This window comes from Anabaena sp. CCY 9402-a (assembly GCF_963920945.1).
Classification (GTDB): Bacteria; Cyanobacteriota; Cyanobacteriia; order Cyanobacteriales; family Nostocaceae; genus Trichormus; species Trichormus minutissimus.
Map to the genome: position 1 here is coordinate 1 of NZ_CAWUDL010000114.1, position 12,895 is coordinate 12,895.

The 12,895-nt window shown below is 42.7% G+C and carries 13 protein-coding genes; 3 read left to right on the top strand and 10 right to left on the bottom strand.

Translation table 11 applies throughout. From position 1 onward, the window contains the following. The coding region (locus tag ACM0OR_RS26205) for an ISL3 family transposase (RefSeq protein WP_414579367.1) at positions 1 to 438 on the top strand (438 nt) is incomplete at its 5' end. 41 nt (positions 439 to 479) lie between these two features. Here the strand turns inward: ACM0OR_RS26205 and ACM0OR_RS26210 are convergent. Continuing rightward, on the bottom strand, positions 480 to 1,163 hold the full coding sequence (locus tag ACM0OR_RS26210; protein WP_414579368.1) for a restriction endonuclease: 684 nt from the start codon (positions 1,161 to 1,163) through the stop codon (positions 480 to 482). Positions 1,164 to 1,535: 372 nt separating this feature from the next. Here ACM0OR_RS26210 and ACM0OR_RS26215 point away from each other — a divergent pair, with 372 nt between their 5' ends. After that, the gene (locus tag ACM0OR_RS26215; protein WP_414579369.1) at positions 1,536 to 1,955 is read left to right on the top strand and encodes a hypothetical protein; all 420 of its coding nucleotides are present in this window, start codon (positions 1,536 to 1,538) and stop codon (positions 1,953 to 1,955) included. Positions 1,956 to 2,211: 256 nt separating this feature from the next. Here the strand turns inward: ACM0OR_RS26215 and nifD are convergent, their stop codons facing one another. The 6 genes from nifD to nifB all read right to left on the bottom strand — a co-directional run bounded on the left by nifD (position 2,212) and on the right by nifB (position 9,044). Beyond that, entirely contained in the window at positions 2,212 to 3,654 is a 1,443-nt protein-coding gene (gene nifD, locus ACM0OR_RS26220; RefSeq protein WP_414579370.1) for a nitrogenase molybdenum-iron protein alpha chain, read from the bottom strand. Between the two features lie 138 nt (positions 3,655 to 3,792). Further along, positions 3,793 to 4,680, bottom strand: coding sequence for a nitrogenase iron protein (gene nifH / locus ACM0OR_RS26225; protein ID WP_190698764.1), 888 nt, complete (start codon positions 4,678 to 4,680; stop codon positions 3,793 to 3,795). A gap of 250 nt (positions 4,681 to 4,930) precedes the next feature. Continuing rightward, positions 4,931 to 5,833 (bottom strand): Fe-S cluster assembly protein NifU, encoded by a 903-nt coding sequence (gene nifU, locus ACM0OR_RS26230; RefSeq protein ID WP_414579371.1) that lies wholly within the window; start codon positions 5,831 to 5,833, stop codon positions 4,931 to 4,933. A gap of 104 nt (positions 5,834 to 5,937) precedes the next feature. After that, complete coding sequence (gene nifS, locus ACM0OR_RS26235; RefSeq protein WP_414579372.1) at positions 5,938 to 7,140, bottom strand: cysteine desulfurase NifS; 1,203 nt, start codon at positions 7,138 to 7,140, stop codon at positions 5,938 to 5,940. A 2-nt stretch (positions 7,141 to 7,142) separates the two neighbouring features. Continuing rightward, positions 7,143 to 7,493, bottom strand: coding sequence for a DUF362 domain-containing protein (locus tag ACM0OR_RS26240; protein ID WP_414579373.1), 351 nt, complete (start codon positions 7,491 to 7,493; stop codon positions 7,143 to 7,145). A 105-nt stretch (positions 7,494 to 7,598) separates the two neighbouring features. Next, the gene (nifB, locus tag ACM0OR_RS26245; RefSeq protein ID WP_414579374.1) at positions 7,599 to 9,044 is read right to left on the bottom strand and encodes a nitrogenase cofactor biosynthesis protein NifB; all 1,446 of its coding nucleotides are present in this window, start codon (positions 9,042 to 9,044) and stop codon (positions 7,599 to 7,601) included. A 1,099-nt stretch (positions 9,045 to 10,143) separates the two neighbouring features. Here nifB and ACM0OR_RS26250 point away from each other — a divergent pair. After that, on the top strand, positions 10,144 to 11,091 hold the full coding sequence (locus ACM0OR_RS26250; protein ID WP_414579375.1) for an NAD(P)-dependent alcohol dehydrogenase: 948 nt from the start codon (positions 10,144 to 10,146) through the stop codon (positions 11,089 to 11,091). Between the two features lie 62 nt (positions 11,092 to 11,153). Here the strand turns inward: ACM0OR_RS26250 and ACM0OR_RS26255 are convergent, their stop codons facing one another. The 3 genes from ACM0OR_RS26255 to ACM0OR_RS26265 all read right to left on the bottom strand — a co-directional run. Then, entirely contained in the window at positions 11,154 to 11,933 is a 780-nt protein-coding gene (locus ACM0OR_RS26255; RefSeq protein WP_414579376.1) for an Rpn family recombination-promoting nuclease/putative transposase, read from the bottom strand. 62 nt (positions 11,934 to 11,995) lie between these two features. Next, on the bottom strand, positions 11,996 to 12,271 hold the full coding sequence (locus ACM0OR_RS26260) for a prevent-host-death protein (RefSeq protein ID WP_414579377.1): 276 nt from the start codon (positions 12,269 to 12,271) through the stop codon (positions 11,996 to 11,998). A gap of 261 nt (positions 12,272 to 12,532) precedes the next feature. Then, positions 12,533 to 12,895, bottom strand: a 363-nt coding sequence (locus ACM0OR_RS26265) for a WD40 repeat domain-containing protein (protein WP_414579378.1), incomplete at its 5' end; no start/stop codon positions are given.

The following is a 12,895-nucleotide window of genomic DNA, read 5'->3' on the forward strand; positions in this document are numbered from 1 at the left end:
CCCCCAAATCTCTTGATTTATCTAGGTTTTTTGTTTATTCTGCAAGCCCTACTTAAAAATGAAGAGTCTCTCAATGAAAAGCAAAAAGAAAAATTAAAATCTGTGCAGGATGTCTCACCAAAACTTGCGAAAATGCACGCACTCAAAGAAGAATTTCGAGATATATTTGAAACAACTAAATCTTGGGGTGATAGTATCGTAAAACTACTAGATTGGATGTATGATGCTCTTTCATATTTTCCGAAGAGTATAGGTACAATCGTTAGATGGTTTGGTGAAATAGTCGGCTATTTTGACGGCAGAACTACGAGTGGTACTGTAGAAGGAATTAATAATAAACTCAAGTTAATTAAAAGGCTTGGATATGGCTTTCGTAACTTTAGTAATTTTAGATTACGCAGTTTATTAAACTGGCATTTTACTATTAATTCTCCATAAAAGTAACCGAAGAACCAATTTTCTTTTCTCAACATTATGAATCATGGATTATTTCTATAAACAGTAAGTATGCCATCTTCTTGACCAGCACGTTCTATTACTCTTCCATATTGAAGCCGCCACTGCAAAGCATTAGAAATGGTCAAAAATCCCTGCATAGGTTCATTTCTAAGTATTTCGTCTGCGATGTTACCCGCCTCAATCTCATCGACGGGTAGATTGCGTAGGCGTAGCCCGTCGCAGACATCGCTCATAAAGGCAATTAAATCATCTTTGTTACCTTCATTCGCCAAAATATTGCAGATTCCGCGAGTCATCTGGAAATCTGCTGTTCTTTCAGCACTGACGTAAATCGTATGCAAAATGTTTAGGGTTGCTGTGCGGTTGGTGCTATTGTCTGTTTTATCGTAGACGAAAATCAGCAATGAATACCCAAGCCCAAAAATCTTTTGCCGTGCAGATTTAAACGGACATGATGATTGTGGTTGTCTAATGCTTGTTACCTTGACATCTACAAGCAATCCTGGAAAGTCAATACCACTTGCAGAATTCCCCTGGATAAACTCATACCGTTGTTTGAGATAAAGTTTAAACTTTTGTTCTATATATGTTCCGACTGCTTTCCCATCAGTCACACCGTATAGTAATGGTTCTGGGTGTATGGACTCAGTGGCTGAAAATGTCGCAGCTTCTATGCAGAGGGCTTCTGTGGTCAAGATTGTCATGGGTGTAGCAAAAATTAGTGTAAAAATTATACATGGGAAGTGCCTTGAAGTTAATTAATATAAATATGAAACCTATCATTCTTTTAGTGCGATCGCCTACTAAACATTATCTTTTGTGCCTTGGCGTACCTTAGTATAGCGACCACTCTATCCAGTAATAGCGTCTCAGAGAAAAAGAGAGTGGTAATTGATTATATAGCAGAAACTTTTGGGTATTCTCTTTATAAGCATACATTTGTTAAACAGCACTGCACCAAAAAGTCATAGAAATTCTAAGCAGTTACAGTCCTTATGTAACACATTTCACATCTTTGATATAAATGAACTTTTTGTGCTGATAACTTCTCCTCTTTCATTACTGAAGCAAATCTTATGATATCAGCTAGAATTGGTAATTATTTTGCATCCCCAAAGACAGGTGTAATAGGAAAATTAGTTAGTATTTCAAATAGTGAATATGACTTACTGGTCAATAACCAAGTTTTTCAGTTAAATCATTCACAGTTTCACAAATTGATCCTAGTCCCAGACACTATACTTCACGTATTAAACTGCCCAGATGAAATATTGTTAGCAACTCATAAGCAACTTATAGATTCTTTTCTTGAAGCAGCTAGATTTTTATACTTCGATGGAAACATCGAATATGAAGTGCTTCAAACATGGCGGGAGAAACTTGGATTTACTGTTGCTAATGAAATTTCTTCATTATCGAATAATGACAACGCATTAGAATATGGTGGTCTATATTTGGGCGGGGATTGGAGAGATGATTACGATCCACGTTACTAAATTTTGACCAACGAATATTTATCTCCAATACCCCAAATAATTGTTTTGTCTAGAGTTGAGGCGATATTTACAACAGGCTACGAGATCGCCCAACCGACCCACATTAATCTAAAATAACATCAACCAAAATAGTCTTTCATTTTACAATTTTCATCTAGGCAAAATTTAAGCAAAACCCAAAAACCAGACCCAATAAGAGTTATATTGTCTTAAGCAGCAAAAATATATTGTTCCTAGATAACCCTACAACTCGTATTTAGGCTAAAAATAGACTCTTTTTTCTCCCTTCACCAAAAAACCTTACCTCATCTGACATCTGCACCCCATAGCTAGGTTCGGAGTAATCCCAAGAGTGCATTTGACGGAAGGGAAGACCCATCTTTTGGAAGACGTACTTCTCTTTAATACCAGAAGCGATTAAATCAGGCTTCTTAGCTTTTACGAATTCCTCGAATTCGTAGGCGGTAACGTCATCGTAAATGATGGTGGCGTTATCGATGTAGTCAGCTGTACGTTTGTAGTCGTCGTTGTGACCGAATTCGTAGCCAGTACCAACAACCTTGATACCCAAGTCTTCAAAAGCGGGAACAACGTGACGAGGACGTAGACCACCTACGTACAACATGACGGTGTTACCTTCTAGACGAGGACGGTACTTCTCAAGTACAGACTTCATTACAGGTGTGTACTTAGCAATTACCTTCTCGGCGTTTTCTTGAATCTTGGAGTCAAATTTAGCTGCGATTTCACGTAAAGATGCAGCAATCTTGGTAGGACCGAAGAAGTTGAACTCCATCCAAGGCATACCGTAAGCTTCTTCCAAACTACGGCAGATGTAGTTCATAGAACGGTAGCAGTGGATCAGAACCAACTTAGCCGCAGGCCCTTGGATCAACTCGTTGAGAGTACCATCACCAGACCACTGAGCTACTACACGTAAGCCCATTTCTTCCAACAACATCCGGCTGGCCCAAGCATCACCACCGATGTTGTAGTCACCGATTAAGGCTACATCATAGGGGCTTGGCTCGAAGTCAAGTCTGTTTTCTTTCTTCAGCTTGTCATATTCTGGGAAAATCCAGTCACGGATAGCGTCGTTAGCAATGTGGTGTCCTAAAGACTGAGATACACCACGGAAACCTTCGCAACGTAAGGGTATAACAGGCTTACCAATTTGCTTAGAAGTTTTCTTAGCTACAGCTTCGATGTCATCCCCAATTAGACCGATGGGACATTCAGATTGAATGGAAACACCACGATTGAGAGGGAAAAGAACGTCGAGTTCTTCAATGAGTTTAATGAGTTTTTTGTCACCACCGAAAACGATGTCGCGTTCTTGGAAGTCGGAGGTGAAGTGCATAGTACCAAAGGAGTTGATACCAGTTACACCAACGTAGTAGTTACGACGACCAGACCAAGACCAGTAACCGCAACCTACAGGACCGTGGCTGATGTGGATCATGTCCTTAATAGGACCCCAAACCACACCCTTAGAACCTGCATAAGCACAACCACGGGCGGTCATTACACCAGGAACGGATTTGATGTTAGACTTAACGCCGCAATCAGACTTGCTTTCTTCGTGGACGTTGAGGTGTTTTTCGCGTTTTTTGCGAGATTTTTCGGGATAAGCTTTGAGAACTTCTTGAAGAAGTTCCTTATTTTCATCTACAAGATTCTTGTTTTCTGGAGGTGTCATAGTCTGCCTCGATGACTCTTACGAATGGGGGAATAGAAGGATTAAAGGGAGGGGAGAGGGAGAAGTGGGGAAGGGAGAGTGGGAAGGAAAATTACTTCCTCATCTTCCTTTCTCCGTATCTCCTAATTACGGCATTACCTATTTGGTAGCTTCTGCGGGCTTACCAATGATTTCTGCGTGCTTGGTATCGTCGTCAAGGATACCGTATTCGATCAACAGTGCTTCTAGTTCATCCATTTCAATTGGTGTAGGAATGGTGAGCTTGTCGTTGTTGATGATTTTCTTGGCTAATGCACGGTATTCATTACCTTGAATGCTGTCTGGTGCGTATTCGTTAACTGTCATCCGGCGCAATTCTGCGTGTTGAACGATGTTGTCACGAGGTACGAAGTGGATCATGTGGGTGTTCAAACGTTCAGCCAAGTTTTCAATCAATTCGGCTTCCCGGTCAGTTTTACGGCTGTTACAAATCAAACCACCCAAACGCACACCACCAGTGTGAGCATATTTCAAAATACCGCGAGCGATGTTGTTTGCAGCGTACATCGCCATCATTTCACCAGAGGTAACGATGTAGATTTCCTGTGCTTTACCTTCACGGATAGGCATAGCGAAACCACCACATACAACGTCACCTAATACGTCGTAGGAGACGAAGTCTAGGTCTTGGTAAGCACCGTTTTCTTCTAGGAAGTTAATGGCGGTGATGATACCACGACCGGCGCAACCTACACCGGGTTCTGGACCACCAGATTCTACGCACTTAACGCCACGGAAACCAGTCAACATGACTTCGTGGAGTTCTAAATCTTCTACTGCACCGCGTTCAGCAGCCAAGTGAAGAACGGTTGTTTGAGCTTTGGCGTGGAGCATCAAACGGGTGGAGTCGGCTTTAGGGTCGCAACCTACAATCATAATGCGCTGACCCATTTCTGCCATAGCTGCTAGGGTGTTTTGGGAGGTGGTAGATTTACCGATACCGCCTTTACCGTAGAAAGCTATCTGTCTAATGTTTTCGTCAGTCATGGTTCTTTATTCCTGCAATTAGTTGGTTAGTTGGTTGGTGGGTCTTTGCGTTTGTTTGTGGGCTGCTCATGCCGGATGGAGCTTTGGCAGTGAGCCTCATGTAGAACGTCGCTAGAAAGGGGGCGATCGCTCCACAGAAAAACCAATAGAATTAGTGTGCATAAGATTTAGTTCTGAGTGCTGAGTGCTGAGTGCTGAGTGCTGAGTGCTGAGTGTTGAGTGCTGAGTGTTGAGTCTTGAGTTGTGAGTGCTAGACTGCTTCTACTACAAGACTGGGACTGATGCGATCGCGTAATCTTGATTCAATTGCTATCTTTAAAGTTGCTGTAGAGCTAGAACAAGAGCCACACGCGCCTTGCAGCACTACTTTGACAATATCACCGTCTACGTCGTAGAGTTCTACATCTCCGCCGTCGGCTATCAATACTGGTCTAACTTCTTCATCTAATACTTTTTGGATCAGGGCTATCTTCTGAACGTTGGTTAACGGTCGTTTCTGCCCGGAATTAGCTATTTCTTTAGCAGGGTTCACGCCATTTGTGTTGAGATTCGTTGCGGCGTTCTTTTCCTTTACATCTTTAATGATATCATCAATTTTAGCTAAACAAGAACCGCAACCGCCACCAGCTTTGATGTAATTTGTTACATCTTCGGCGCTAGTAAGGTTATTCTCTGTAACCACGCGACGAACTTTGTTTTCACTGATACTAAAGCAAGTACAAACTAACGCCCCTTCATCATCGTCATCATGGGTAGCAAGAGGAATGCCACGATAGTTATAGATAGCAGCTTCTAGAGCTTCTTGCCCCATGACAGAGCAGTGCATTTTGGCTTCTGGCAAGCCACCGAGGTAATTAGCTATGTCTTTATTAGAAACTTTTAGGGCTTCATCTAAGGTCAGACCCTTAATCATTTCTGTTAATGCGCTAGAAGAAGCGATCGCACTGGTGCAGCCAAAGGTTTGGAAGCGAGAGTCAACAATCGTATCAGATTCGACTTCAACTTTGATGTGCAGTCTCAGCGCATCACCACAAGCAATACTACCTACTTCTCCCGTGGCAACCTTCACGCCAGGTTCGCCGTTTTCTTCGATGACTCCCTGATTCTTGGGATCGTAAAACAGTTCTAATACTTTATCTGTGTAGTCCCACATATTTAGTTCCGAGTGCTGAGTGAAGATAGGTGACAGGTGATAGGTGACAGGTGACAGGTGATAGAAAATTATCTGTCCCCTGTAACCTGTACCCTATCCCCTAATTAATGATGAGCCAATGTTTGTGCTTGTGCTTGCAGCCAACCCGCTTCGTCATTTTTGAAGGGTGAGAGCGCGCGGAGGCGTTCGACAATTTCGGGCATGACTGCAATAACGCGATCGATTTGTGCTTCTGTAGTGTAGCGACAAAGACTGAAGCGAATCGAACCGTGGAGGATTGTATATGGTAAACCCATTGCCCGGAGGACGTGGGATGGTTCGAGTGAACCAGAGGTACAAGCTGAACCAGAGGACGCACAGATGCCATGTTTGTTCAGGAAGAGCAGAATAGCTTCGCCTTCAATGTATTTAAAACCAATATTAGTGGTGTTGGGCAATCTCTGCGTAATGTCGCCGTTAACTTCACAGTTAGAGATTTTAGCGAGTAAGGTTTGTTCCAGGCGATCGCGCAGCCTTGTTTCTTTCTTAATCGCTGTTTCTATGTGTATTAATTCTAATTCTGCGGCTTTACCTAAGCCAACAATTCCCGGTACATTCTCTGTACCTGCACGCCGGCCGCGTTCTTGGTGTCCACCAAGGAGCAAGGGACGAAATCTCACACCACGCCGCACATACAAAGCACCAATACCTTTGGGTGCGTGGATTTTGTGACCAGATATGGTTAACATATCGATGGTGCTGGTCTTCATATTCAGAGGTATCTTACCTACTGCTTGCACCGCGTCTACATGGAAAATTGCGCCACGTTCCTTAACCCGCATCCCAATCTCTTCAATGGGGAATATAGTTCCGGTTTCGTTGTTGGCATACATAATCGTCACCAAGGCAGTGTTACCTGTCAACGAGGCTTCTAGTTCATCTAGATCCAATTGCCCGTGACGATTTACTGAAAGATAGGTAACACTATAGCCTTGGGTTTCTAATTGTTTGCAGACATTCAAGACTGCGGGGTGTTCAACTTGCGTAGTGATGATGTGACGTTTTTCTGGTTGGGCTAACAATGCAGCGCGAATGGAGGCATTATCACCTTCAGTTCCACAACTAGTAAAAATAATTTCTGATTCATCAGCACCCAACAAAGCTGCAACCTGTTCTCTGGCTTTTGTTACTGCCTTCCCAAGTTGCCCCCCGAAGGTGTGCATACTAGAAGGATTGCCGTAATAATCGGTCAGGTAGGGCATGATTGCCTCTACAACGTCTGGGTCTACCTTAGTGGTAGCATTATTGTCGAGATAAATAACACTCATCTTTATACCCCTAAGATTTCACCCTGATGCTTTTGCAACTGTTCAGAAAATTTTTGAGAATAACAATTAAACCAAAGATCCCAATAGTCTTGTTTTTTTGTCAATTTCGCTATAACTCGGTTGTAGTTAGCAAACCAACCTTCCCAATAATCGCTAGGTACTTTAACGCAACCATCGCAGGTGGGGCAACCAGCCTTACATTGAGGGACGGTGTGAATGCTACCAACGCAATTTGTACATAATTCGGTATCAATCCAGTGTTGACCGTCTTCAGCAATTTTGATTGCACCAGTAGGACATACAGACAGACAGAGCTTGCAGGAAATACATTGGCTGGTGATTTGGTAAGCCATGACTATTCTCCTTGTTGAGTGGGAGTAGTGAGTGGGGAGAGGGGACAGGTGAGAGGTGACAGGTGATAGGAAATCATCTGTTCCCTGTAACCTGTTCCCTGTAACCTATTCCTTATTCCCTTCTTTGACGTATTGCTCGTGAAACTCTAAAGCAACTTTCTCAATCACGTCGTAAGCTTCTACAGTCTGTATGCCAGCTTGGAGCAGTTTTTCTTTGGGAGATTCGCCAATTTTGGCAACTAAAACTGCTTTGCAATCTGCTATTGTTTTCACAATATTGTCAAATGTGGCTGCTTCGCCGTATCCACCTTGACAATAATGATCTACCTTACGGTGACTGATAAACCGAACTTCGCTGCCATCCACTTCGTAAACTTGGAATTCCTTCACATGACCGAAGTGTTGGTTAACTAATCCGCCGCCTTTGGTTGCGACTGCAACTAAGATTTTGGGGCTGTTGGCAACTTGTTGCTTGCCAATCAGTACCTTTTCTTTCGCTACTTTCAGTTCTTCTCTAAATTTCTCAATACCTGCGTGAACTTCTTGGCGTTTAGCGAAGTCATATTCTGAGTCCATTTCCAAGAATTTATCTTTAGTAAATTCTTGGCTACGGTCTTCTCCTAATAAACCTACAGCATCGGCGCGGCACTGGCGGCAATGGCGCATCATTTTCATGTTGCCAGCACATTGGTCTTGCACCGACTTGAGTTCTTTCTGTGAAGGGCCGCGCTGACCTGTTAAGCCAAAGTGTGTACCGTGTTCCGGGGCAGAAATTAGAGGCATGATGTTGTGCAAGAATGCACCGTTTTCCCGAATCATCTTGTTGACTTCAACTAGATGTTGGTCGTTGATGCCGGGAATCATGACGGAGTTGACTTTGCACAAGATGTCGGCTTCTCTAAGGGCTTGTAAGCCTTCCATCTGCTTCTCTAGGAGAATCTTCGCGCCTTCTACGCCTCTGTAACGTTTACGTTTGTAATGAACCCAAGAATAAATCTGTGCGCCGATTTCTGGGTCAATGGTATTTAGGGTGATGGTAACGTGGTCGATATTTAGTTGTTTAATGCGATCGATATATTCCGGCAGCATTAAACCGTTGGTTGATAGACACAGCTTAATATCTGGGGCTTTGTCTGCAATCAACTCAAAGGTGCGGAAAGTCTTTTCTGGGTTCGCCAGAGGATCGCCAGGGCCAGCAATTCCCAAAACTGTCATTTGGGGAATTTTGCCTGCAATAACTAAAACTTTGTGTGCTGCTTCTTCTGGTGTGAGTAATTCGCTAACTACTCCAGGACGACTTTCGTTAGCGCAGTCATATTTACGATTGCAATAGTTGCACTGAATGTTACAAGCAGGAGCTACTGCAACGTGCAACCTGGCATAATGATGATGAGCTTCTTCGCTGTAGCAGGGATGTTTAGCAATGCGTTCTTGGAGCTTTTCATCGATTTCCACGGTGGAGCTGCTTTTGCTGTCGCATCCGCAACCACCTGATTTTGCTTGGGTAGAGGTCGATTCAGTAACGGAAGAGCCTGTAACTGGTAGTGTCATTGAATTTCGCAAAGGTCGGTGGACTAGCTGCCACTGTGGGAGATGCCGTTGCTACTTTTGTTGCCTGACGAATAGAAGTCGCTTCTGTTACACTACCTGTAGCGGATTCGCTAAGTAGGTTAGGCGATGAAGTCCTGGGGTTTCGGCTGGTGTGTGTCAACTTTGGGTCTTGGTAGAATTTGTGTGTACAGCCGCGACTTCTATTCAGGAAGGCATAGTGCTATCTCATCCCTCCACTCACTTTCGGCTTTTGTTTTATGTAGAAGCGTTAAGTGATTGGCGATATAAGATTTATAGCAGTAGTCTTTGACTGCCTCGCTGCGACACTCTGGAATAGAATTTATTGGATTTATTAGGGTTGTACTCAAAATCTAAAACTGTGATTTTGAGCGGGTTTAAATAATTTTAAAAAATCTTTTCGGGTAGGGGTTCTAGTATTTTTTAGTTGGGGTACGAGTATTTATGGAAAGGGGTTCAGGATTTAGTTGTACTCATCTATGACCCAATACTAGCAAAGGTTTGAGTGCTGTTTGGGCTAATTTCTGACTATACAGTTTTGTACTCAAATCCTCCAGAAATCTTGCTCAAAGTCATAATTAGCAAGGGATTGAGGAGGGAAAAACTGGGGTATATTACGTTGTAATACCCCAGATACGTGCGAAATTCAATTCTGTATCCAACATATCATTTTTTTTTAGGGAAAAATGCAATTTATATTTTTTTAATGTTTAATTAAAAGTGATAGTCAATAGTGCTGATAAGTCTTATCTAGTAGGCTTTACAAGCTTTGACAAAGGGCAATGTTAATGCAGATTATTTTCAATAATTTTAACTTTATTTCTGTTTTTATTCTAGGTTTAAATACTCTCAAAATATAGGGAATGAGAATTTGCAAAAATCATCACGCCTATGGAGACGTTGCACTGCAACGTCTCTACACATCCATCGTGTTAACAGCACCATATTGTTGAGTTTCTGGAGTTAGATGCAAAAACAACGCTATCAATACCACTCTTGAAAGTTACTCAATCATCATCGAATCACTAAACTAAACTCATAACGCACTCAATCAAGAACACAGGGTAGCAGGAGGAATGGGATGAAAGCAGTGATTATCCGGCGGTATGGAGCTACTGATGTTTTACAGTATGAAGAATTAGAGCAGCCGCAAATCAAACCTGACGAATTATTAGTGAGGGTACACGCTAGCAGTGTTAACCCCATCGACTGGAAAACCCGCAAAGGAATGTTGAGCTTTCTGACTGGGAATAAATTCCCGATGATTTTGGGGTTTGATGTGGCGGGGGAAGTGGTTGCTGTTGGTTCGCAAGTCACACGTTTTCGAGTGGGAGATGCAATTTACGGTAGCACTAAGTTTCCAGGGGGAGCTTATGCAGAATTTGCGGCTGTTCCAGAAAATTTGGCGGCGTTAAAACCGACGAATTTGAGCTATGAGGAAGCGGCTACTGTACCGTTAGCCGCCATGACAGCACTGCAAGCTTTGCGCGATTTGGGTCATATCCTCCCCAGACAGAAGGTATTAATTAATGGTGCTGCGGGTGGGGTAGGTATGTTTGCAGTGCAAATTGCTAAAGCTTTCAATGCTGAGGTGACAGGAGTTTGCAGTACCAAAAATTTAGAGTTTGTGAAATCTTTAGGAGCAGACCGCGTTATTGATTATACAGAACAAGACTTTACCGCCGAGATGATACAGTATGACATTATCTTTGATGCGGTAGCCAAGCGATCGCTTGCTCATTGTAAAAAAGTTCTCAAACCCAACGGGGTATACATCAGCACTCTACCCACCCCAGACGTTTTAATCCAGGGTTTTTTGTCCATGTTCTTTCCTGGTCAAAAAGCAAAGTTTGTGATGGAGAAACCCAACGCGCAAGACTTAGTTTACCTGAAAGAGTTGATTGAATCGGGGAAAGTAAGAACTGTGATTGATCGCACCTATCCCCTACAGGAACTAGCGGCGGCTCATGCGTATAGCGAGAGTGAACGCACTGTGGGGAAAATTGCTATTTCTGGCAGTGGAGTTTAGCAATAATAAAAAACAAGATACCCGATTTTTCTCAAAAGTCGGGTATCTGAGCGTTAATATACTTACTCATTTGGAAGTGCTTGCTGGACTTGTGCAATATCCAAATCTAAAGCCTGCGCTATCTGTTCCACAGTTAAACCCAGTGCTAAAAGTTTAGGTACAGCTTCTAATTTTGCTTCCAAATGTCCTTCTTGTTTACCTTCTTGATAAACCCGCGTCTGCTTCAATTCACTTAATCCAAACATCGCCTCTATCTCCTTTCGACTCATTTGAGGAAATTTATAAACCAAGATTGTCTCTATTAATTCTAGTAATTGTTTTTGTGGAAATTGCGAGTTTTCTGCTTGCTGGGTACGGTTGATTAATTCCCTGGCGGTAGTAATGGCTGTATCTGCATTTTCAATGACTAATTTGATGGTAGCAATACCTATTGGTAGCGATGCAGCTTCGCCTAGCTCGTCTAAGTAAATTATACTGATGCGATCGCTAATAAAAAACTCATCACAATCTTGTCGCTCACCAGTATCTATATTACGGCTGGGATAGATGACCACGCCTCGCCAAGTATGTTGACGTTTATTTTGGCGTAGATATAAAAATATTTCTGAAACAAGGCGCAAGTAAATGTCTGAGTCAGTTTGAAATTGGACTTCGGCAAAATAAATCGGGTTGGCTTCATCTTGGGTGGGAAGAAATACACCATCAATTCTGAAAGCTGTTTGTTTAATTTCAACGGAAGCAAATTGATAGATGTTGGCGGTTTCGGGAGGGTTGCCAATTAGTTCAAAGAAAATGCTGGGGAATTCTTGAAATAGGCGATAAAATATGCTGTCGGTTTTCACACTTTCAGGCTTAATATTAAGCTAATTCACTAATAATGTTAGTATCGCAGAGAAAGCTTATGCTATTCCTCTGCAAATGGGATATGGCGATCGCTACATCGTGCAGGTGTCTCTAAAATATAATTTTCTTCAGCACAGAGTTGACGTAATTCTACAAAAGCATCTGCGAGGGAAGAGACTTTTTGTTGGTGATACCAAGCAAGGAAGGCTTGAAAAAGTTTAGGTTCTATGATTGCAGCAACTAATTTATCCTGCTTGAAGATTAACTGAGGTTCTGACGTAATAGCATCAATTACCTCTGGCAGTTTTTGTTGTGCTTCGTCAAGTTTCCAGTTCATTTGTTTTGAGATTTAGGAGCAAGTTATTTTGATTTTAGTTTAGGTTAATTTTTCTGTGTCTAGCTCAATATGCAAAACTGCTAACTTAGCACTCGCTACTCTAGCCGCCAAGTTTTGATGGTTTTGTCTTGACTACCACTAACTACGGTGGTTTTATCATGATTCGTATTACTGATATCTGTTTGGTGCGTGACGGCAAGTTGAATATGTGGGTGATGTTTTAAATTTTATCGCTGCCGTCACACACCCTACGTTACTACGCTACTCTAGCCGCCAAATTTTGATGGTCTTGTCACCACTACCACTGACAAGGGTTTTGCCATCTGGGCTGATGGCGATGGACTGAACACTGCTAGAATGCCCTTTGAGGGTGCGGATTTCTTCTCCTGTTGCCAGATTCCACAGTTTGATTGTGTTGTCCCAACTACCACTAGCAATAGTTTTACCATCTGGGCTGATGGCGATGGAAACAACCCAGAAAGAATGCCCTTTGAGGGTGCGGATTTCCTCTCCTGTCTCCAGATTCCACAGTTTGATGGTCTTGTCACCACTACCACTGACAAGGGTTTTGCCATCTGGGCTGATGGCGATGGACTGAACACTGCTAGAATGCCCTTTGAGGGT